General features: G+C 59.2%; 21 protein-coding genes, 3 tRNA genes and 1 riboswitch. Of the genes, 20 read left to right on the forward strand and 4 right to left on the reverse strand.

What is annotated here, in order from left to right:
- Positions 1-99: 99 nt before the first annotated feature.
- The 11 genes from dnaA to F0M17_RS00050 all read left to right on the forward strand — a co-directional run bounded on the left by dnaA (position 100) and on the right by F0M17_RS00050 (position 11,147).
- Positions 100-1,536, forward strand: coding sequence for a chromosomal replication initiator protein DnaA (gene dnaA, locus F0M17_RS00005; RefSeq protein ID WP_149596065.1), 1,437 nt, complete (start codon positions 100-102; stop codon positions 1,534-1,536).
- Positions 1,537-2,002: 466 nt separating this feature from the next.
- Positions 2,003-3,130 carry a DNA polymerase III subunit beta gene (dnaN, locus tag F0M17_RS00010; protein WP_038992738.1) on the forward strand — a complete coding sequence of 376 codons (1,128 nt, stop codon included), beginning with the start codon at positions 2,003-2,005 and terminating at the stop codon, positions 3,128-3,130.
- Between the two features lie 57 nt (positions 3,131-3,187).
- Positions 3,188-4,351, forward strand: a complete 1,164-nt coding sequence (gene recF, locus F0M17_RS00015) for a DNA replication/repair protein RecF (protein WP_149596066.1) — start codon at positions 3,188-3,190, stop codon at positions 4,349-4,351.
- A complete protein-coding gene (locus tag F0M17_RS00020) occupies positions 4,344-4,901 on the forward strand; it encodes a DUF721 domain-containing protein (protein ID WP_073707185.1) in 558 nt (185 codons plus the stop codon). The genes recF and F0M17_RS00020 overlap by 8 nt, the downstream gene beginning before the upstream one ends.
- Positions 4,902-5,244: 343 nt before the next feature.
- Positions 5,245-7,248 carry a DNA topoisomerase (ATP-hydrolyzing) subunit B gene (gene gyrB, locus F0M17_RS00025; RefSeq protein WP_210416711.1) on the forward strand — a complete coding sequence of 668 codons (2,004 nt, stop codon included), beginning with the start codon at positions 5,245-5,247 and terminating at the stop codon, positions 7,246-7,248.
- A 57-nt stretch (positions 7,249-7,305) separates the two neighbouring features.
- Positions 7,306-9,933, forward strand: coding sequence for a DNA gyrase subunit A (gyrA, locus tag F0M17_RS00030; protein WP_149596067.1), 2,628 nt, complete (start codon positions 7,306-7,308; stop codon positions 9,931-9,933).
- Positions 9,930-10,553 (forward strand): DUF3566 domain-containing protein, encoded by a 624-nt coding sequence (locus F0M17_RS00035; RefSeq protein ID WP_038992733.1) that lies wholly within the window; start codon positions 9,930-9,932, stop codon positions 10,551-10,553. The genes gyrA and F0M17_RS00035 overlap by 4 nt, the downstream gene beginning before the upstream one ends.
- 121 nt (positions 10,554-10,674) lie before the next feature.
- A tRNA-Ile gene (locus F0M17_RS00040) sits at positions 10,675-10,748 on the forward strand.
- A gap of 31 nt (positions 10,749-10,779) precedes the next feature.
- Positions 10,780-10,899, forward strand: a complete 120-nt coding sequence (locus F0M17_RS17800; RefSeq protein ID WP_210416673.1) for a DLW-39 family protein — start codon at positions 10,780-10,782, stop codon at positions 10,897-10,899.
- 7 nt (positions 10,900-10,906) lie between these two features.
- Positions 10,907-10,979: transfer RNA gene (locus F0M17_RS00045), tRNA-Ala, on the forward strand.
- Positions 10,980-11,074: 95 nt separating this feature from the next.
- Positions 11,075-11,147, forward strand: a tRNA-Ala gene (locus tag F0M17_RS00050).
- A 67-nt stretch (positions 11,148-11,214) separates the two neighbouring features.
- On the opposite strand, the gene F0M17_RS00055 is transcribed toward F0M17_RS00050, so the two are convergent.
- Positions 11,215-12,357 (reverse strand): glycosyltransferase family 1 protein, encoded by a 1,143-nt coding sequence (locus tag F0M17_RS00055; protein ID WP_168201909.1) that lies wholly within the window; start codon positions 12,355-12,357, stop codon positions 11,215-11,217.
- Positions 12,358-12,466: 109 nt separating this feature from the next.
- Between F0M17_RS00055 and F0M17_RS00060 the strand changes: the two genes are divergently transcribed.
- Complete coding sequence (locus tag F0M17_RS00060) at positions 12,467-13,438, forward strand: bile acid:sodium symporter family protein (RefSeq protein ID WP_149596069.1); 972 nt, start codon at positions 12,467-12,469, stop codon at positions 13,436-13,438.
- A gap of 130 nt (positions 13,439-13,568) precedes the next feature.
- The gene (locus tag F0M17_RS00065) at positions 13,569-14,438 is read left to right on the forward strand and encodes a DMT family transporter (RefSeq protein WP_066142748.1); all 870 of its coding nucleotides are present in this window, start codon (positions 13,569-13,571) and stop codon (positions 14,436-14,438) included.
- Between the two features lie 6 nt (positions 14,439-14,444).
- On the opposite strand, the gene F0M17_RS00070 is transcribed toward F0M17_RS00065, so the two are convergent.
- The gene (locus F0M17_RS00070; RefSeq protein WP_149596070.1) at positions 14,445-14,651 is read right to left on the reverse strand and encodes a hypothetical protein; all 207 of its coding nucleotides are present in this window, start codon (positions 14,649-14,651) and stop codon (positions 14,445-14,447) included.
- A 171-nt stretch (positions 14,652-14,822) separates the two neighbouring features.
- Here F0M17_RS00070 and F0M17_RS00075 point away from each other — a divergent pair, with 171 nt between their 5' ends.
- Both F0M17_RS00075 and F0M17_RS00080 read left to right on the forward strand, forming a co-directional pair.
- On the forward strand, positions 14,823-15,368 hold the full coding sequence (locus F0M17_RS00075) for a peptidylprolyl isomerase (protein WP_038992728.1): 546 nt from the start codon (positions 14,823-14,825) through the stop codon (positions 15,366-15,368).
- A 247-nt stretch (positions 15,369-15,615) separates the two neighbouring features.
- On the forward strand, positions 15,616-16,326 hold the full coding sequence (locus tag F0M17_RS00080) for a rhomboid family intramembrane serine protease (protein ID WP_052253938.1): 711 nt from the start codon (positions 15,616-15,618) through the stop codon (positions 16,324-16,326).
- A 482-nt stretch (positions 16,327-16,808) separates the two neighbouring features.
- Here the strand turns inward: F0M17_RS00080 and F0M17_RS00085 are convergent, their stop codons facing one another.
- On the reverse strand, positions 16,809-17,411 hold the full coding sequence (locus tag F0M17_RS00085; RefSeq protein ID WP_038992724.1) for a LysE family transporter: 603 nt from the start codon (positions 17,409-17,411) through the stop codon (positions 16,809-16,811).
- A gap of 97 nt (positions 17,412-17,508) precedes the next feature.
- Between F0M17_RS00085 and F0M17_RS00090 the strand changes: the two genes are divergently transcribed.
- A complete protein-coding gene (locus F0M17_RS00090; RefSeq protein WP_210416674.1) occupies positions 17,509-18,381 on the forward strand; it encodes an ArgP/LysG family DNA-binding transcriptional regulator in 873 nt (290 codons plus the stop codon).
- Between the two features lie 3 nt (positions 18,382-18,384).
- Positions 18,385-18,452, forward strand: a riboswitch (guanidine-III (ykkC-III) riboswitch).
- Positions 18,453-18,463: 11 nt separating this feature from the next.
- Positions 18,464-18,781 carry a multidrug efflux SMR transporter gene (locus F0M17_RS00095; protein ID WP_038992722.1) on the forward strand — a complete coding sequence of 106 codons (318 nt, stop codon included), beginning with the start codon at positions 18,464-18,466 and terminating at the stop codon, positions 18,779-18,781.
- A gap of 62 nt (positions 18,782-18,843) precedes the next feature.
- On the opposite strand, the gene F0M17_RS00100 is transcribed toward F0M17_RS00095, so the two are convergent.
- On the reverse strand, positions 18,844-19,101 hold the full coding sequence (locus tag F0M17_RS00100) for a cell division protein CrgA (RefSeq protein WP_038992721.1): 258 nt from the start codon (positions 19,099-19,101) through the stop codon (positions 18,844-18,846).
- Between the two features lie 221 nt (positions 19,102-19,322).
- On the opposite strand from F0M17_RS00100, the gene F0M17_RS00105 reads away from it, so the two are divergent.
- Genes F0M17_RS00105 through F0M17_RS00110 form a run of 3 tightly spaced genes read left to right on the forward strand, consistent with a single transcriptional unit; the run spans position 19,323 to position 20,919 of the window.
- Positions 19,323-20,099, forward strand: a complete 777-nt coding sequence (locus tag F0M17_RS00105) for a class E sortase (RefSeq protein WP_038992720.1) — start codon at positions 19,323-19,325, stop codon at positions 20,097-20,099.
- 8 nt (positions 20,100-20,107) lie between these two features.
- A complete protein-coding gene (locus F0M17_RS17330; RefSeq protein ID WP_038992718.1) occupies positions 20,108-20,278 on the forward strand; it encodes a hypothetical protein in 171 nt (56 codons plus the stop codon).
- A complete protein-coding gene (locus tag F0M17_RS00110; protein WP_038992716.1) occupies positions 20,275-20,919 on the forward strand; it encodes an aminodeoxychorismate/anthranilate synthase component II in 645 nt (214 codons plus the stop codon). Before F0M17_RS17330 ends, F0M17_RS00110 begins: the two co-directional genes overlap by 4 nt.
- Positions 20,920-20,924: the final 5 nt, after the last annotated feature.

The raw sequence follows: 20,924 nt of genomic DNA on the forward strand, positions 1-20,924 counted from the left end.
GAATCAATGCAGACGTGGTCCAAAAAACGACGTTTAGGAAGCCTGGGAACGGGATTCTTGTGACCAAGATTGCATTCGAACGGAAGCGGGGCGCCCTTAGTGAGCAGCGACGAGACCAATAGCATTGGTAGCTCTTGGCGCCAAGTCATCCGGAAGATCGAAGATGATGACCGGGTCAAGGCGCGTTACCGCGCCTTCGTATCGCTGGCTAAACCGCAAGGTCTCATCGGCACCACGCTCTTGGTTGCGGTGCCCAATGACCTCACGCGAGATATTCTGCAGACCCAGTTGCGCGAGCCGCTGGGTGACGCATTGCGGGAAGTATTCCAGGATGATATCCGCTGCGCCGTCAGCGTTGATCTCTCGCTGTCGGATGAGCTGGAAGAAGAGGAGCCTGAGGCCAAGCCTGCTGCGCCGTCCGCTCCGGCGGTTGTCGAGACTCCTGGTCCTCGCCCGCAGCCGGCACCGCAGCCGACTCCGCCATCGAACTCTCAGGAGTTCGGCCGCCTGAACCCGAAGTACATCTTCGATACCTTCGTGATCGGTTCGTCGAACCGCTTTGCCCATGCGGCAGCCGTCGCTGTTGCCGAAGCGCCGGCCAAGGCCTACAACCCGCTGTTCATCTACGGCGATTCCGGTCTGGGCAAGACCCACCTGCTGCACGCCATCGGGCACTACGCACGCCATCTCTACAAAGGCATCCGCGTGCGCTACGTGAATTCTGAAGAGTTCACCAACGATTTCATCAACTCGATCCGCGACGACGAGGGTGCAAGCTTCAAGCAGACGTACCGCAACGTCGATATTCTGCTCATCGACGACATCCAGTTCTTGGCCAACAAGGATGCTACCCAGGAAGAGTTCTTCCACACCTTCAATGCGCTGCATAACCACAACAAGCAGGTGGTCATCACCTCGGATCTGCCTCCCAAGCAGCTGCAGGGCTTCGAAGATCGCATGCGTTCGCGCTTCGAGTGGGGCCTGCTGACCGATATCCAGCCGCCAGAGCTCGAGACCCGTATCGCAATTCTGCGTAAGAAGGCGGACGCCGAGAACCTTTCGGCGCCAAGCGACGTCATGGAGTACATCGCTTCACGCATTTCCACGAACATCCGCGAGCTCGAAGGTGCGCTGATCCGCGTCACCGCTTTCGCGTCGCTGAATAACCAGCCGGTGGACCTGGCCTTGGCCGAAACCGTGCTCAAGGACTTGATCAGCGAAGACGGCGCACAAGAAATTACGCCGTCGACCATCATCAAGCAGACCGCCGAGTACTTCGGGCTGAGCATTGATGAGCTGAACAGCAAATCCCGTACTCGTACTTTGGTCACCGCACGCCAGATCGCCATGTACTTGCTGCGTGAGCTGACCGACATGTCATTGCCGAAGATTGGTGCAGAACTGGGCGGCCGCGACCACACCACCGTAATTCATGCCGATCGCAAGATCCGCGAACTGATGGCTGAGCGTCGAGCGATATTCAATCAGGTCACCGAGCTGACAAACAGAATTAAGCAGAGCCAGCGGGAGCACTGAAGCAGAGAAATCACAGGTGTGGATAAAACTGTGGATGATCTGGTGAAGGATTGCGGATAAGTTCACGAACCATGTGGATGTTAAAAATCGTGAAACTGAGTATCAACAAGTTGATGAAACCGAGTCTCACGTTCAACCACAGATTGTTCACATGCACAATTGCCGGAAGATCTAGGGTAATGGGCCTTATCCACAGTATCCACAAGGGTTATTAACACTTCTCCTTTAAATCCTTAATCCTCCAAATAACGAGTCCACTGTTCACCCTCGAGCCAAAACTTGTGCAGAACAGATTTTTTGTTGCATCGTCCACACTTCGTTCACTGAGCTGACGTTGCGCTATCAGGGCGTGGCAAGATTAGATGGATAGAACGTGCAACTACCTGCTCTATGCTTAAGAACTTGGCAAGGGAACTACCTTCTTGGCCTGACTTAAGACTTATGGGTTCCGAAAGGCGGATTTTTCGTGAAGTTCAGCGTTGAAAAGGATGTATTGGCGGACGCCGTATCCTGGACTGCCCGGTCCCTGGCGCAGCGACCACCATCACCTGTTTTGGCAGGCATCCTCATCACGACCCACGAAGGCCTTGTTCGCCTCGAGGGATTCGACTATGAGATTTCCTCGCATATCGAGATCCCTGCAGATATTTCCGAGCAGGGCTCGATCCTGGTATCCGGCAAGCTCTTGGCAGAAATTACCCGCTCTCTGCCCAACTCCACCGTCACCCTGGAAACCGATGGCTCGAAAATCTCGCTGACCTGCGGCCGTTCACGATTCCACTTGGCCACCATGCCAGTAGACGAATACCCAACCCTGCCTGAACTCCCAGCTATCGCCGGCACCATCGATGGCCAGGCATTCTCCGAAGCTGTTTCGCAGGTTATTGTCGCCGCTTCCAAGGACGACACCTTGCCGGTACTCACCGGCATCAAGGTTGAGATCGAAAATGATCTGATCACCTTCTTGGCCACGGACCGCTACCGTCTGGCTCTGCGTGAACTCAACTGGACCCCGATCCAGGCAGAAATCTCGACGTCCTTCCTGATCAAGGCGAAGACGCTCAGCGAAGTTGCCAAGACTCTCTCGAGCTCCGGCGAACTGAAGCTTGCCATGAGCGAGAACGGTGAGATGGTTGGCTTCGAAAGCTCCAACCGCCGGACCACCTCGCTGCTGATCAACGGCGAATACCCGAAGATCCGCTCGCTGTTCCCGAGCGATACGCCAATTCATGCAACCGTCCGCACCAGCGAGCTGATGGAGGCTGTACGCCGCGTATCGGTAGTCGCCGAACGCAATACCCCAGTTCGCATGGCCTTCACCGATGGCCAGCTGACCTTGGATGCTGGCACCGGCGAAGACGCGCAGGCTGAAGAAGCCATCGTTGCCTCGCTTCGCGGCGAAGACATCGTGGTTGCCTTCAACCCGACTTTCCTGTCCGAGGGCCTGAACTCCTTCAACACCGATTTCGTGCGCTTCTCCTTCACCAGTGCTCCGAAGCCGGCCATGCTGACCGGACAGAAGAAGCTGGATGAGGAAGACCAGGACCAGTATCGCTACCTCGTGATGCCGGTTCGATTGCCAAACTCGAACTAAGCCAATTCGTGGTCGATGGCTCCGGCCATCAGCCACCTCGTTTCTGTCAGGACCCCGGTGTATATATCGCAGCTTTCACTCACGAGCTTCCGCTCGTATGCGCAGGCCGACGTGCACCTAGCCCCGGGGATCAACGTCTTGATCGGCCCCAACGGGGTCGGCAAGACCAATATCGTTGAGTCCATCGGCTATCTGGCCAATCTTTCGTCGCATCGAGTCAGCAATGACGCGCCCCTGCTGAATTTCGGTTCCGAGCGCGCGCTGATCCGGGGCACTCTGCATCATGGCCCGCAGACCACGGTGCTCGAGGTCGAGATCACCAGCGGCAAGATCAACCGGGCGCGCATCAACCGGGCTAACCCGGTTCGCGCACGGGAGATCCTTGGCATGGTGCGCACTGTACTCTTCGCCCCCGAGGACTTGGCTCTCATCAAGGGCGATCCGTCCAACCGCCGCAAGTTCCTGGACGAGCTTCTGGTAACCCTGCGCCCGGTGGAGGCCGGCACCAAGAACGACTACGAGCGCATCGTGAAGCAGCGCAATGCCCTGCTCAAGTCCATTCGCGGCAAGTCCACCCTGAGCCCCTCGCAGGAGAACACGCTCAAGGCCTGGGATCTGCAACTGGCATTGGCCGGCGCTCGGCTGATGCGCGGACGCCTGGACGTCTTGGCCTTGATCCGCCCGTACATGCAGGCCGCCTACGCAGATCTGGCAGATGGCGCCAAGGAAGCGCGCGCCATCTACCGTTCCTCGCTCGAGGGCGAACTCGACGAGAACAGCCTGCCAGCGGATGATCTTGAGTCCCTGGAGCAAGAAGAGATCCAGGAACTGCTGCTGAACGCCATCGAAGCGAATCGCAGCCGTGAAGTCGACCGCGGAATTTCGCTGTTCGGACCGCACCGCGACGATCTGACCCTGATCCTGGGTCCAACTCCTGCCAAGGGCTATGCCTCGCACGGGGAAACCTGGTCCTTTGCCTTGGCCTTGCGCCTGGCCGCCTACCGTGTTTTCGGCGATGACGATCCGCGTCCTGGATCAGGCCCCATCCTGATCCTGGATGATGTCTTTGCCGAGCTCGACACCACCCGCCGTGATCGCTTGGCGCACATCGTTGCCGGAGCCGAGCAGGTGCTGGTGACCGCCGCCGTTGTGGAAGATGTCCCCGAAGCGCTGAAGGGACATTTCTTCCAGGTTTCACCTGGCCAGGTTGTCGATGCATGAGCCATCGGAACGAGATGAACACCGCTTCGATCCAGAGATCGATGCGGCCAAGGCGCTGCTCAACCGCATGCGCAAGCTCGCCGAGGAACGCGGCGAGCGGCGCATCGATGCCGCCCGCATGGAAAGGGCGCGCAAGCGCAAGGCCGCCCGCCGCGGATTCGCCGAGGAAAGGCCGGAATCTGCCGAGGGAGCGGTTCGCGACCCGCGCGCCATTGGCGAAGTGGTCTCCCGGCTGTCCAAGTCGCGCGGCTGGAACACCCAGGTCGCTGTGGGCTCGGTGCTCGGACGCTGGGAGGACATCATCGGCGTGGAGAACGCGAAGCACTGCAAACCTGAATCCTTCGAGGACACCGTGGTGGTGATGCGCTGCGATACGACAGCGCGAGCAGCACAGATGCGCCTGCTCACCCACGACATCCTGAAGAAATTCGATGCCGAGCTGGGGCCCGGGATCGTCACCGTGCTCAAGGTGCTGGGTCCCAACGCTCCCTCCTGGCGCCACGGCATGCGTTCGGTGGCCGGCCGGGGGCCGCGCGACACCTACGGATAGAAATTGCTGGCATGGCATATGGCGCACTCACGGACCCGGAGGCTGGATCCCCCCTCACTTGATCGCCGCAACTGCCTCAGAACGTCAATTACCAGCTTTTGGTGGGCGATTTAGGCCTCAAAGTCACCGTTTATTTTGGTCTACGCGGTAGAATTAGAGGTAGTGAATTGACTCCGTTGCGGGCAAGGCCCGCGCCGGAGTCCCTCCAGACCATGATTGCCCGACGCGCAGAATCCGTCGCAGAGGGCCATCGCGCGCTAAATTCGAGGAGTTCGTAGCACCCGTGTCTACCGAAAATGCTTCACCGCAGGAACCGGCTGAAAGCCAGGTTCCCGCGGAATCGATGACTTCCAAAGTCGAACACACATATGGCGCCCAGGATATTACCGTCCTCGAAGGACTCGAAGCGGTACGCAAACGCCCGGGCATGTACATCGGTTCCACCGGCCCGCGAGGCCTGCACCACTTGGTCTACGAAGTCGTCGACAACTCCGTCGATGAGGCGCTGGCAGGCTACTGCGACACCATCAACGTCACGCTGCAGGCCGATGGCGGCGTACGCTGCGAGGACAACGGCCGCGGCATTCCGGTAGACATCCACCCCACCGAGGGCAAGCCAACCGTCGAGGTCGTCATGACCATCCTGCATGCCGGCGGCAAATTCGGCGGCGGCGGCTACGCGGTCTCCGGCGGCCTGCACGGCGTGGGCATCTCCGTGGTGAACGCGCTGTCCGAGAAGGTCAACACCATCGTGCGCCGCCAGGGCCACGCATGGCGCATCGGTTTCGCCAACGGCGGCCACACCGTCCAGGAGCTGACCAAGGGCGAGGAAACCGAGCTGACCGGCACCAGCCAGACCTTCTACCCGGATCCGGAAATCTTCGAGACCACCGAATTCGATTTCGAGACGTTGCGCGCCCGCTTCCAGCAGATGGCCTTCCTGAACAAGGGCCTGCGCATCACCCTCACCGACGAGCGCGTCCAGGAGATCGAAGAGCCTGAGGCCGAAGTCGAAGAGGAAATCGAGAACCAGGTAGTCAAGCCGCGCACCGTGGACTACCTGTACAAGGACGGCCTGCTGGACTACGTCAAGCACCTGAACGCGGCGAAGAAGATCGAGCTGGTCCACGACGAGGTTATCGCCTTCGAATCCGAAGATGCAGCTCGAGGCATCAGCCTGGAAATCGCGATGCAGTGGACCAGCGCCTACGCCGAATCCGTGCACACCTACGCGAACACCATCAACACCCATGAAGGCGGCACCCACGAAGAGGGCTTCCGCGCCGCGCTGACCGGCCTGCTCAACCGCTACGCGCGCGATAACAAGATCCTGCGCGAGAAGGATGACAACCTCACCGGCGAAGATGCCCGCGAAGGGTTGACCGCAGTCATCTCGGTCAAGCTCTCCGAGCCCCAGTTCGAAGGCCAGACCAAGACCAAGCTGGGCAACTCGATCGCCCGCGGCTTCGTCCAGGGAGTGGTCAACGAGGAGCTGGGCGACTGGTTCGAGCGCAACCCGAACGTGGCCCGCGACATCATCCGCAAGGCCCAGCTGGCGTCGCAGGCGCGCCTGGCCGCCCGCAAGGCCCGCGACAACGCCCGCCGCAAGTCCCCGATGGAATCGTTCGGCATGCCGGGCAAGCTCTCGGACTGCTCCTCAAAGAACCCTTCCGAGTGCGAAGTGTTCATCGTGGAGGGCGACTCCGCAGGCGGCTCCGCCAAGCGCGGCCGCGACCCGCACACCCAGGCCATCCTGCCGCTGCGCGGCAAGATCCTGAACGTGGAGCGCGCCCGCCTGGACCGCGCGCTGGGCAACGCCGAAGTGCAGGCGATGATCACCGCCTTCGGCACCGGCATCGGCGAAGAATTCGACATGGCCAAGCTGCGCTACCACAAGATCGTGCTGATGGCCGACGCCGACGTGGACGGCCAGCACATCACCACGTTGCTGCTGACCCTGATCTTCCGCTTCATGCGTCCGCTGATCGAGCACGGCTACGTCTACCTGGCGGCTCCTCCGCTGTACCGCATCAAGTGGTCCAACGCCGCCCACGACTACGTCTTCTCCGACAAGGAACGCGACGACGCGCTGCTCGCCGGCCAGGCCGCCAATAAGCGCCTGCCAAAGGACAACGGCATCCAGCGCTACAAGGGCCTGGGCGAGATGGACTATTCGGAACTGTGGGACACCACCATGGATCCGGAGCACCGCACGCTGCGCCAGGTCACCATGGACGACGCGGCAGCCGCCGACGAAGTCTTCTCCGTGCTGATGGGCGAGGATGTCGAGTCCCGGCGAAACTTCATCCAGCAGAACGCCAAGGACGTGCGCTTCCTGGATATCTAGCCGGCCGCAGCCACCACAGATATCCACCGAAGACTTTTTGACTTGTAAGGGAAGAAATTGAGCGACGAGCAAACCCCACAGGACGCGCCAATGGACGGCGAGATCATCGATGCGGTCCACGACGGCGGCCGCATCGACCAGATCGACCTGCAGACCGAAATGCAGCGGTCCTACCTCGACTACGCCATGGCAGTCATCGTCGGCCGTGCGCTGCCGGATGTGCGCGACGGACTGAAGCCGGTGCACCGCCGCGTGCTCTACGCGATGTACGACGGCGGCTACCGCCCGGAGCGCGCCTACAACAAGTGCGCCCGCGTGGTCGGCGAAGTCATGGGCCAGTACCACCCGCACGGCGACACCGCGATCTACGATGCGCTGGTGCGCCTGATCCAGGACTGGGTCATGCGCTATCCGCTGGCCCTGGGCCAGGGCAACTTCGGCTCGCCGGGCAACGACGGCGCCGCCGCCCAGCGTTACACCGAAACCAAGATGGCCCCGCTGGCCATGGAAATGGTCCGCGATATCAACGAGAACACCGTTGATTTCCAGGACAACTACGACGGCAAGAACCAGGAACCCACGGTCCTGCCGGCCCGCTTCCCGAACCTGCTGGTCAACGGCTCCTCCGGCATCGCCGTGGGCATGGCCACCAACATCCCGCCGCACAACCTGCGCGAGGTCGCCGAGGGCGTGCAGTGGTACCTGAAGAACCCTGACGTCTCCCGCGAAGAGCTGCTCGCCGAGCTGATGCTGCGCGTGAAGGGCCCGGACTTCCCGTCCGGCGCGATGATCCTGGGCACCAAGGGCATCGCCGACGCCTACCGCACCGGCCGCGGCTCGATCACCATGCGCGCCGTGGTCAACGTCGAGGAAATCCAGGGACGCACCTGCCTGGTGGTTACCGAGCTGCCGTACATGGCCAACCCGGACAACCTCGCGGTGAAGATCGCCGAGCTGGTGCGTGACGGCAAGATTTCCGGCATCGCCGACATGCGCGATGAGACCTCCGGCCGCACCGGCCAGCGCCTGGTCATCGTGCTCAAGCGCGACGCCGTGGCCAAGGTGGTGCTGAACAACCTGTACAAGCACACCGAGCTGCAGTCGAACTTCTCCGCCAACATGCTGGCGATCGTCGACGGCGTGCCGCGCACCCTGCCGCTGGACGGATTCATCCGCCACTGGGTCACCCACCAGATCGAAGTGATCGTCCGACGCACCGAATACCGCTTGAAGAAGGCCGAAGAAGAAGCCCACATCCTGCGTGGCCTGCTCAAGGCACTGGACGCCCTGGACGAGGTCATCGCGCTGATTCGCCGCTCGGCCACCACCGAGGCCGCCCGCGATGGCCTGATGGAACTGCTGAGCATCGACGAGGATCAGGCCCGCGCCATCCTGGACATGCAGCTGCGCCGCCTGGCCGCTCTAGAGCGCCAGAAGATCCAGGACCGCCACGCCGAGCTCGAGCGCATGATCGCCGAATTCCAGGCAATCATCGCTTCCCCAGCCCGCCAGCGCGAGATCGTCTCCGAAGAGCTGCAGGAAATTGTCGACAAGCACGGCGACGACCGCCGCACCAAGGTGCTGATGGGCTACGACGGCGACATGAGCGTCGAAGACCTGATCCCGGAAGAGGAAATGGTCGTCACCATCACCCGCGGCGGCTACGTCAAGCGCACCCGCATCGACAACTACCGCTCGCAGGCCCGCGGCGGCAAGGGCATCAAGGGCGCGAACCTGCGCGGGGACGACGTGGTGGAGCACTTCTTCGTCACCTCGACCCACAACTGGCTGCTGTTCTTCACCAACCACGGCCGGGTCTACCGCACCAAGTGCTACGAGCTGGCCGAAGCCGGCCGCGACGCCAAAGGCCAGCACGTGGCCAATGTGATGGCCTTCCAGCCCGATGAGCACATCGCCCAGGTGCTGGATCTGCGCACCTACCAGGATGCCGCCTACCTGATGCTGGCCACCCGCAACGGCCTGGTGAAGAAGACCCGACTGGAGGACTACGACACCAACCGCACCGCCGGCGTCATCGCGATCAACCTGCGCGACGGCGATGAACTGGTCTCCGCGCAGCTGGTCAGCGAATCTGACGATGTGATGCTCGTCTCACGCCTGGGCCAGTCGGTCCGCTTCACCGCCACCGATACCGCCCTGCGCCCAATGGGCCGCGCCACCAGCGGCGTCACCGGCATGAAGTTCCGCGACGGGGATGAGCTGCTGGCAGCGGACGTGGTCCGCGAGGGATCCTTCGTGTTCACCGTGACCAACGAAGGCTACGCAAAGCGCACAACGGTCGAGGAATACCGCGTGCAATCCCGTGGTGGCTTGGGCATTAAGGTGGCCAAGCTCAATGAGGAACGCGGCGAGCTGGTTGGCGCGCTGATCGTTGACGAGACCGATGAGGTCTTGGTGGTGATGGGCTCGGGCAAGGTGGTCCGCTCCGCAGTTTCGCAGGTTCCTTCCAAGGGCCGCGACACGATGGGCGTCATCTTCGCCAAGCCGGACAAGAAGGACCGCATCCTCGCCGTTGCCAAGAACTCTGAGACCGGGCTCGAGGAGAACTCGGAGGAAAATGCCGTAACGTTGGACGCAGAAAACACGATCGACGAGTCATCGGCTGCGCCAGAAATTGATTCCGGCGCCGAAAACGAAGACAACACTAACGGAGGTAACGCATGAGCACGCCCTCGACGCCACGCCCCAGCGGCGGTGCCCCGAAGAGCGCAGCGCCGCGACCTACCCAGGTAAAGCGTCCGGCTCCGACCGGTACAGGCTCCCGCCCGGCTAGCGCCGGTGCACGACCAGCGGCAGGACAGTCGCGTCCAGCAGGCCAGCGCCCGGCGGGATCGCCGCAGCGCCCTGCAGGCCAGCGCCCAACCGGCCAGCAGCGTCCAGCCAATGGCCAGGAACGCCTGGTTCGCCCAGCCCCCAAGGCCAAGGTCCGCAAGGCCCGCCTGCTGGTATCCAAGGTGGAACCCTTCTCGGTACTTAAGCTGGCCTTCCTGCTCTCGGTCGCCTTTGGCGTGATCACCGTGGTTGCAGCCGTAGGCATCTGGGCCGTACTGGACTTGACCGGAACCTTTGATTCGTTCAACCAGCTGATGCGCGACGCCATCGGCGCCGACGGAAACTTTGACCTGCGCGACACCATGTCGCTGGGCCAGGTGGCTTCCTACGCGACAATCATCGCCGTGGTGAACGTTGTGGTGATTTCCGTGGTCTCCATGCTTGGCGCGGTGCTGTACAACATTGCAGCTTCGCTGGTCGGCGGCGCCGGGGTTACCCTCACCGACGACTAGGAACACCCCTTGTCGAGCCCGGGATTCGTGCTGTGATGCATGACACCCGGGCTCGATTTGTATCTTTCGGGGAACACCGGTAAAGTTTTATTTCGTTCCGAAGGGAACAAAACAAAAGCAAGGGCGTATAGCTCAGGCGGTTAGAGCGCTTCGCTGATAACGAAGAGGTCCCAAGTTCAAGTCTTGGTACGCCCACGGAAACCTTGCTGGAGGGAAAGAGGAAGCAATGAAAAAGTTCCTGGTTCTCGCATCGATCGCGACTGCTGCAGTAGTCTTGGTCAAGAAGGCGAAGGTTTCGTCGGAAACAAAGGAAACCTGGCATCAGGTAGCCGATAAAGTTTCCTAAAGCTTTTGGGGCCTTAGCTCAGTTGGTAGAGCGTCTGCTTTGCAAGCAGAATGTCAGGAGTTCGATTCTCCTAGGCTCCACAAAAGAAAGTGGCGGAAAGTGAAAACTTTCCGCTAATTCTTTTTGATTGGTTCAGCTGAATTGATCACGGGGCGGAAGCTTCAGAATTGAATACGGGGCCTTAGCTCAGTTGGTAGAGCGTCTGCTTTGCAAGCAGAATGTCAGGAGTTCGATTCTCCTAGGCTCCACATTTGCCGAAAGGCGGAAAGCTGTCGCTTTCCGCCTTTTGCGCATCTGAAAGACTTATCTGTCCAGCTAGTGCCGGATCCTGGCCATCCGGACCTGCTCATAGTGCCCAAGCAGCTGCTGGCCAATGCCGTGCCAAGAACGATCCTGGACACTGCTCAGCGCGGCGCTGGCAAAAGCCAGGCGTTTTGCATCGTCGTACGCCAAGTCGCTGACGCGGCTGCGCAGTTCATCAAGATTCCCCGGCTGGTAGAGCCAACCGGTGCGCGAGGAATCCACCAGATCCAGCGGTCCCCCACGTCCTACGGCTACCACAGGCACGCCGCAGGCCATCGCTTCCTGAATGGTCTGGCAGAAGGTCTCCGAGGCTCCGGGATGGACGAAAATGTCCATCGAGGCCATGACCTCGCCCAAGCGCTCCCCTGAAAGGAAACCGGTGAAGTGGGCATTGGGGAGCAGGCTGCGCAGTTCGTCCTCGAGCGGGCCGGAACCGACAATCACCAGGCGGGTATTCTCAAGGTCCGCCAAGGCCTGCAGGTCGGCAACCTGCTTCTCTGCCGCCAGCCGGCCGACATAGCCAATGACCACCTCGTCATTCGGGGCGACCGCCTGTCTGAAGTGCTCGCTGCGCCGTCGTGGCGTGAACTGGGCTGTATCGACTCCCCTGCCTGAAATGGCCAGGCGCTGGACGCCCAGGGATTCGAGCTGCTGGTAGGAAAACGTACTTGGCACCAGCGTCAGGTCCGCACCGGTGTGGATCGCTCTGACGTGCTCCCAGAGCCTTTGGGTAAGCCATGGCATCTTATAGCGTGCCGCGTAGCTTGGAACCTCGGTCTGATACAGCGCCACCGTGGGCAAGTCCAGGTCTTGTGCGGCGCGCAGCGCCTGCCAGCCCAGGATGAACGGGCTAGCCAGATGAACGACATCTGCTCTCTCTCGAGCCAGCAATTTGCGAAGCCGGCTAACGCTGGTAGTAGCGACCCGCACCTCCGGATAGCTGGCCAACGGCATGGAAGGAACCGTGAGGATCTTGAAGCCCTGGTAGAGCTTTGGCACGCCGTGGCCCGACAACTCCCCTGTCAGCGAGCCTGCGGGGGTGATGACGACGGCTTCATGGCCCGTCTGTCTCAGGTGGTCCAAGGTCTTGAGGATTGAGTTGGTCACCCCATTGAAATGGGGAAGGAACGATTCAGCGACAATTGCTACCTTCACGTCTCCAGCATGAGGATTGCCAGTGACACCCAAGTTAATATGGCTAGGGCAAAGGATTAACTTCAGTTGTCTCGTTGTGGCGGCACCTCATTAGTGGCAGACTACCTAGGTGCCAAATGAACAGCCCAGCCCTTTCACCGTCGAGGCGAACGCCAAAGAAACCGAAAGAAACTCCCGCATTGCGGTACTGCTCTTCCCTGTGCTGATATTGCTCGGCGGATTATGCGGAATGCTCATGCCCCAAGCGTTCTTGGGACTTTCCAGTTGGATCAATCCGCTGCTGATGGTGATCATGTTCTGCATGGGGCTGACCTTGACCATGCCGGATTTCGCGTTGGTGTTCAGGAATCCCTTGCCGGTATTGGGCGGTGTCGCAGCGCAGTTCATCATCATGCCTTCGATGGGCTGGCTGGTAGCCACGATGCTGCAACTTGAACCGGCATTGGCAGCCGGCCTGATTCTGGTTGGCTGCGCGCCCGGAGGCACGGCTTCCAACGTGGTTTCGTACTTGGCTCGCGGCAATGTTGCTCTGTCCGTCGCCATGACTTCGGTGTCGACCTTGCTCGCACCTTTGCTGACTCCAGCGCTGGCCTTGTGGCTCGCTGGCCAGTACATGCCGGTCGATGCGGGATCCATGGCAATCAGTGTTGTCCAGATCGTCTTGATCCCGGTGGTGCTGGGCATCTTCCTGCGCATGCTGTTCAATCGGTTCGTGGACAAGGTCAGCGGTGCGCTGCCATGGCTGTCGGTGCTGGCCATTACATTCGTGGTGACGGTCATCGTCGCGGGCAGCGCGCGGACAATCGTGACGGCCGGGCTGCTGGTCTTGGTGGCGGTAGTCTTGCATAATGCACTGGGCCTGGCATTGGGATATGCCATCGGCATCCTCCTGCGGGTTCCCGAGGATTCCCGGCGCACGATTGCCATCGAAGTCGGCATGCAGAACTCGGGTCTTGCCGGAGGGCTGGCGAAGCAATACTTCTCGCCGGAGGCGGCGCTGCCGGGTGCCGTATTCTCTGTTTGGCATAACTTGTCCGGCGCATTGATCGCTGCATACTGGCGGAGAAAAGCGGTAAAATAGACAGAAAACATGGCGTTTTGCAGTTCATATGCCGAACTGTGCATATTTTGACTCTTCCACGGAATCGCCGGTTTCGCCGGCTTCGGCATATGAATGAAGCCCCTGCGTTCGGAAACTGTAATCTGGGTTGGTGACCATCTTGCTTGCACTGGTCGGAATCCTCGGTATTTCGGCATCCGGCCCCATAATCGCCGCCTTCCCGGGTGTCCCGGTTCTCTCCATGGCCTTCTGGCGCAATGGCGCTGCCGCGGCTGTGCTCAGCGCACCGGCGCTGCGCAAAAATTCAAAAGCCTATCTGCAGATGACCGGGCGGGAATGGTTCTTCACCGGGATTGCCGGCGTGGCTCTTGCATTGCATTTCGTATGCTTCATGTATTCGATGCGGCTGACCAGTGTGGCTGCCGGTACTGCGCTGGTGTGCATCCAAGGTGTCTGGATCGCGATTTACCAGGTTCTGCGCGGCACCAAATACCGGACCCAGGTTTTCCTTGGCATGGGCGTTGCGCTGCTTGGTGCCATCATCATCACGGGTTTCGATATGGGACTGGGGCGGGACGCCATCATTGGCGATCTGCTGGCCTTGGCCGGCGGCATCTTGGCCGCGGTATACACGCTGGCCGGATCCGTGGCACGAAGGACCTTGGGAACTGCAACATATGCCTCGAGCTGCTATGCGTTTACCGCCGTCGTGCTATTGATCCTGTGCCTCGTGACTGGGACCCCTATCTGGGGTTTTGACGCTCGAGGATGGATAGGGATCATTCTGCTGACGCTTTGCGCCCAGATCTTCGGCCATACCGCCATGAATCACTTGCTCAGCGTGCTCGGTCCGCTGACGGTGTCGACGCTGATTCTGCTTGAGATCCCTGGAGCAGCAATCCTGGCGGCATTGTTCTTAGGCCAGGTAGTTTCTATCGCTACCTATGCCGGGTTGGCGGTGATACTCGTAGGGCTTGCCCTCGTGATCCGAGGGCAAGCCCAACCAAAAGTTGAAGCCTAGCCAGGATTACTTGTCATCTTCGAGGATTTCGCGGATTTCTTCCACGCTTGCTTCCCTTGATTCAGCAGGCTGGTGCGGATGTGCAGGAAGCGGCTCGTTCTCCCATGGATCCTCAATAGGCTTCGAGGCTTTCCACACAGCAACCAGCACCGCGACAAGTCCCGCAATCAAGCCAACGGCTAGTACTTTTCCTGCTTTGCTCTTCTTGCTCATGCATTGCTCCCGATCCGAAGAAATTCACACTAACCGACAGTTCAAGACTAGGCAGTTCCATGCCAAGTAGCCAGCATAAGCGGACCAGCAGCCTGAAAGTCATCCAAATTTTCACTCAACGCGTACGTCAGTATTTAGCGGGTCGAGCATAGATCATGGAAGAATGAGGGCATGACCGCAAACGCAACTCATAAAGCCACGATTCACACTACTTTGGGCGATATCGTTGTCGAGCTCTTCGGCAACCACGCACCGAAGACCGTAAAGAACTTCGTTGGCCTGTCGACCGGTGAGCAGGAGTGGGTACACCCAGAATCCGGTGACAAGAAGTCCAACACCCCGCTGTACAGCGGAACCATCTTCCACCGCATCATTTCCGATTTCATGATTCAGGGTGGCGACCCACTGGGCCAGGGCTTCGGCGGCCCAGGCTACCAGTTCGATGATGAAATCCACCCAGAACTGAACTTCAACGAGCCTTACAAGCTGGCTATGGCCAATGCGGGTATCCGTATGGGTCGTGGAACCAACGGTTCGCAGTTCTTCATCACCACCGTTCCTACCACCTGGCTGCAGGGCAAGCACACCATCTTCGGTGAAGTTGTCGATGCAGATTCCCGCAAGGTCGTTGACGCATTGAACGCCGTTGCTACCGATGGCCGTGACAAGCCACTGGAAGACGTCGTCATCAACTCGGTCGACATCGAGACCCTGTAACAGCACAGGCGCACCACCACGAGGCTCCGGCGATTCCTAGCAGGCATTGCCGGGGCCTCGGGCATTTAATCCTTACTCCCCCAACGCAAGGCAGGTACCGATGTCCTTCGGACAGGTTTCCCCAGAGGGCCAAGCTGCTCCTACGTGCTTTCGGCATCCGCAGACGGTGTCCTATGTTTCGTGCAACCGCTGTGGGCGCTCGATCTGCCCGCAGTGCCAGGTCTCTGCACCCGTGGGTGTGCACTGTGTGGACTGCGTAGCGCAAGCCAATAAGAACCTGCCACAGCAGAAAACCCAGTTCGGTGGCCGGGCCCGCTCCGGCGCCCCTGTTGTCACGTACACGTTCATCGGCCTGAACGTGCTGGTGTATCTGCTGCAGTGGATCATCCCCGGATTCACTAATCAGCTTGTACTCGCCCCCGCTCTGGCTGCCTATGAGCCATGGCGCCTGATAACCAGCGCCTTTGCCCACTCCACGAGTTCCTTCCTGCACCTGGCCATGAACATGTACGGTGTCTACATCTTCGGGACCATGCTCGAGCCGCGAATGGGGCGGCTGCGCTTCACTTGGCTATACCTGCTCAGTGCCTTTGGCGGCTCACTGGGAGTTCTCCTGCTGAGCGATCCGCTCAGCGCCACGCTCGGAGCTTCAGGCGCATTGGCGGGACTATTCCTCGCGACTTTCGTCGTGTTCCGATCCAATAAGCAGGCACTTCGCTCCATGGGAATCATCCTTGCCTTGAATGTGGCTCTGGGCTTCGTGATTTCCGGTATCTCGTGGCAGGGACACCTGGGCGGCGCGATTTTGGGTATTCTCGGAGCCTGCTGCATCGTGCTTATCCCGAGAAGTAATCCACAACGTGCGCGAACGCAGATACTTTTGCTCACTGCTCTATCGATTGCGTTGCTAGCCGCGGTCTACATTTCCACCGAAGCTGTGAAGTGGCCCTTGGGGTAATTCGAAAAAACGACGAACCGTTTATCCACACCGCTTATCCACACTGTTAATAACTTACAAGCGTGTAACTCTCTGCGCATAAAGGTTATTAACAGCTCTGCTCCCCCTTGATATCAAGGGTATTCGCCTTCAAGCACGCAATACTCACAGCCTTGTCCCCAACTGTGGATAACTTTTAAACAACCCCTGTAGATAGTGCATATACGAACCCCAAGTCTGTTAATAACTTTGGGTTCGAAAGTTTAAACGAATCTGGCAAATCGCGGCGCAAATGGCGAACCCAAGCCTTATCCACAATGGAAATCCACAGTGTTAATAACTTACAAGCATGTGATTTCACGCCTTGGAAGCGCACTTGACTTGGTAGCCTTGAAGAAATCCACTCAATATCCCCCATTTTTCCCCAGCTGTGGATAACTTTGTGAACAACTGTTCATTAAAGTTGTGCACAAAGACTGTGGATAAAAGTTCTAGCCTGTGGATTACTTGGTGAAGACTGGAAGGATCAGCATGCTCGCGAAGATGAGCATGACGAAACCGATGGCTATATCCAGTACTTGCCACGCTTTCGGCTTTGCGAAGAGCGGGGCCAGGAACCGCGCGCCATAGGCGAGTGCGAAGAACCAGGTAAAGCTGGCAAGGATGGCACCAATGGCGAAGTGAGGTGCGCCCGCGGCTTGGGAAGTGGCCATTGACCCCAGAAGCAGAACCGTATCGATATACACATGCGGGTTCAGCCAGGTGAGGGCCAAAGTCGTTCCGACGATTGAAGCGACCGATGTTGCGCCAGGCAGTGCAGAGACCTTCAGCGCTTCGGGCTTCAACGCCCGACGGAAAGCGAAAATCGCGTAGCTTGCCAAGAAGATGAAACCGCCAATTCGCGCAATCATCAATAGCCAAGGCGCTCGCTCGACCAGTGCTCCCATGCCACTGGCGCCGGCGGCAATCAATACTGCGTCTGACAACGAACACACCAGCGCAGTGATGAAAACATGTTCTTTCCGTATTCCTTGGCGCAAGACGAAAGCGTTTTGCGCACCAATGGCGATGATGAGGGACAAGCCCGTGGTGAAGCCGAAGAACAAGGGTCCAGAGAACATGTAAAAACTGTAAGAGAATCCTTAAACTGCGTCGAACTTAAGTTCCTGAATCTACATTAGAGTTCCTTATGTGAATATGGATGTGGAACAACTTGAAACCCTGCTGGCAGTTGTGGATGCGGGAAGTTTCGATGATGCCTCAATTGATCTGGGGATTACCGCCTCGGCGGTCAGCCAGCGCATCAAAGCGCTGGAGAATCGTTTGGGGGCAATTCTGCTAGTTCGCAGTCGACCGGTTGCTGCCACCGAGCAAGGAACCAAAGTACTGCGCTATGCGCGTCAGATGTCCTTGCTCAGTGCAGAGTTCTCAAACGAGATCGCCTCGGAGAAACCAGTCCAGATCGCGATCGGAGTCAACGCGGATTCGCTTTCCACATGGTTCGGTCCGGTATTCTCCGAGCTCGCCAAATTTGAGGACCTTTCCTGCGAAATTGTGCGAACGGATGAAAACAGGGGACTGGAGCTGCTTCGGACAGGCCGTGTCAGTGCAGTGGTCACGAATTCTGAAGAGAACATCCAGGGATGCATCAGCGAGAAGCTGGGGGCAATGCGCTACCGCGCGGCAGCTAAAGCTACGGTGGCCCAACGCCATGTACCCACCGGGAGCGCGGATGAACTGATTCGCACCCCTATGGTGGTCTTTGATCGCGAGGATCCTTTGCAGCACCTCATGCTCGAGCGGGCTGCCGGAGCCAAGGCGCGCCCGGCGGGACAGATCCACCATGTACCGGACTCCGTGCAATTTGTTGCGGCCATCGAAGCAGGGATGGGATGGGGGATGGTACCGGAGCCGCAGCTGCAGAAAGCCAAGGGGCTGCAGGTGCTCAACGAGCAATGGTTTATCGATGTGCCACTGTATTTTCAGCGCTGGGCGGTGGATTCGCCAATCCTCAGGCGGATAGGTGGCATATTGGTCACAGCCGCAAGACAGCATGACCTGCATTTGCTAGCCTGAGGTGGTCACCAGCAATAACTGCTTGGACCCGGACGAGGGAGCCGTACCCGGAACGCGACAAGACGGCCAGAAAGTATCTGGCATGCATTGGATTGTTTTGATCGTTTCCGGACTGTTTGAAGCCGTATGGGCCGTCGCTCTTGGCATGAGCGAGGGTTTCTCGAAACTCGTTCCGACCATCGTCTTCTTCGTTGGGCTGGTTATCTCCATGGGCGGACTGGCCTACGCGATGAAAGAGATCCCCGTGGGCACCGCGTACGCCGTTTGGGTGGGCATCGGCGCCTCGCTTGCCGTCATCTACTCGATGGCCACCGGGCAGGAAGCCTTCAGCGTACTGAAGATGGTCTTCATTCTCGGCCTCGTCGGCTGCATCATCGGATTGAAAGCCGTCAGCCACTAATAGCAACGGCCGCCATTAAACAGCTTCGCCGGTCCCTCTCATCAAGGGGACCGGCGATAGGCCTATTTCCAGCCTGTTGTCATGAAGAATCCGACCATGGCGATTCCGAAGCCGACGACGATGTTCCATCCGCCGATATTCGGAATCGGGTACAGGGTCTGCGAAACGTAATAAACGATGATCCACAGCAGGCCCAGAAGCATCAGTCCGAACATGACTGGCTTGTACCAGCCCGGCATCGGCTTATCGATGGCATGGGAGTTCTGGCGCGTCTCCTGCGGCTGTGAATTCTTCTTGCGTCGTGGCTTTGACTCCGGCACTCGAATGCTCCCTCGGCTTCATCTGCTTAATGTAGTAAATGTGGGTGACCTTCAGGTCTTCCCGGTAGGCTTGGGTGCAAGAATGCTGAGAACTGCTTAGTGCATTCCTACGTAGCTTCAATACTAGCCGTTACCCGCTGGAACTCTGGGTTTTGGCCAGCATCGGCCCACGTTAGTTGACCTGATTCGCGCATTTCTTTTGCCTAAGGAGCCAGACCGCCGTGAACCGAACCGCCACAGCGCAGGGTCGTCGCATGCAGCGTCGACAACCGTCGGCAGGGAACCGTATCGCCGGGTTCTTTGGTGAGCTGCTGATTACCCTTGGCATCCTGCTGATGCTCTACGTGGTGTGGGAACTGTGGTGGACGAACATCGACTCGGCACAGGCCCAGAAGGAAGTCACCGCAAATCTCGTGCAGGAACTCGGCGACGTGAAGGTGCCGGAAATCAATGAGGAAGAAGAAGAGGAGAAGGACTACGGTCCGGCTCCGGTCACGGAATTGGTTCCCGGAGAAACCTTCGGCATCATGTACTTCCCGCGCTTCGGCGCTAACGGTTCGCACCACCCGGTGACCTACGGTGTGGAAGACCACGTGATCGACAACCTCGGCATCGGGCATTATCCGACCACGCAGCAGCCGGGGGAGCTGGGCAACTTCGCTGTCGCGGCCCACCGCCAGACCCATGGCCAGGTCTTCTGGGACATCGACAAGCTGCAGGATGGCGACAAGATCTATCTGCAGACCGCCGAAGGGTATTACACCTATACCTGGTACGCCACCGAGATTGTGGCTCCCTCCAACGGAGATGTCCTGTTGCCCACCCCGCACCAGTGGGGAGTGGAGCCAACGAAGTCGATCCTGACCATGACCACCTGCCATCCGAAGTACTCGACCCAGCAACGCATGATCGCTTACTCGGAACTCACCGACTGGCGCCCCCTGGACGCGGGACCGCCGAAGGAAATCCGCGACATGGTCATTGACGCAACGAGCTAGGAGAAGAAATGTACGCCTGGATATTCAGAAACCTGCCCGGCCCTTTGTGGCTTCGTATTCTTGAAGCATTGATTCTCATTGCCGCGATCGTGCTATTACTGATGATGTACGTTTTCCCATGGCTGAACCAGTACATCAGCCCATTTACCGATTCAACGATTGGCCAGAGCACACCGTGAGCAGCACCAAGATCCTTGTGATCGACAATTACGACAGCTTTGTGTACACCCTCGTAGGCTACTTGCAGGAGCTGGGCGCGGAAACCGCCGTTTACCGCAACGACGATCTGAGCGTTGAGGAAGCGACCAAGCTGGCCGCAGACTACGACGGCGTGCTGATTTCCCCAGGGCCCGGAGAGCCTGCAGGAGCTGGCGTCAGCATCGATCTGATCAAGTGGTGCGGAGCGCAGCGCAAGCCGATGCTCGGCGTCTGCCTCGGGCACCAGGCGCTCGCCGAGGCCTATGGCGGAACGGTCACGCACGCGGAAGAGCTGATGCACGGGAAGACCTCGCTGGTCAACCACGAGAACCACCCGGTCTTCAACCAGGTAGCCAACCCGTTCACCGCAACGCGCTACCATTCCCTGGCAGCGGTACGCGAGAGCATCCCGGCTGAGCTGGAGATCATTGCGGCAACCGCCGGTGGAGTCATCATGGGCTTGGCGCACCGCGAAGCGCCGCTGTGGGGCCTGCAGTACCATCCGGAGTCGGTGCTGACCGAACAGGGTTACCAGATGCTGGGCAACTGGCTGGAGTTCGTAGGACTGAAGGGCGCGGCCGAGAAGGCCGCTGCCCTGAGCCCGCTATTCAGCGGAGAATAACTGGC

The sequence above is a fragment of the Glutamicibacter sp. ZJUTW genome (assembly GCF_008370855.1).
Classification (GTDB): Bacteria; Actinomycetota; Actinomycetes; order Actinomycetales; family Micrococcaceae; genus Glutamicibacter; species Glutamicibacter nicotianae.

What these genes read in the sequence shown, in the direction of transcription:
- F0M17_RS17330 (WP_038992718.1), top strand. Translation starts at nt 20,108, where the DNA reads ATGTACGCCTGGATATTCAGAAACCTGCCCGGCCCTTTGTGGCTTCGT.
- F0M17_RS00075 (WP_038992728.1), top strand. Translation starts at nt 14,823, where the DNA reads ATGACCGCAAACGCAACTCATAAAGCCACGATTCACACTACTTTGGGC.
- F0M17_RS17800 (WP_210416673.1), top strand. Translation starts at nt 10,780, where the DNA reads ATGAAAAAGTTCCTGGTTCTCGCATCGATCGCGACTGCTGCAGTAGTC.
- F0M17_RS00020 (WP_073707185.1), top strand. Translation starts at nt 4,344, where the DNA reads ATGCATGAGCCATCGGAACGAGATGAACACCGCTTCGATCCAGAGATC.
- F0M17_RS00035 (WP_038992733.1), top strand. Translation starts at nt 9,930, where the DNA reads ATGAGCACGCCCTCGACGCCACGCCCCAGCGGCGGTGCCCCGAAGAGC.
- gyrB (WP_210416711.1), top strand. Translation starts at nt 5,245, where the DNA reads ATGACTTCCAAAGTCGAACACACATATGGCGCCCAGGATATTACCGTC.
- F0M17_RS00095 (WP_038992722.1), top strand. Translation starts at nt 18,464, where the DNA reads ATGCATTGGATTGTTTTGATCGTTTCCGGACTGTTTGAAGCCGTATGG.
- F0M17_RS00070 (WP_149596070.1), bottom strand. Translation starts at nt 14,651, where the DNA reads ATGAGCAAGAAGAGCAAAGCAGGAAAAGTACTAGCCGTTGGCTTGATT.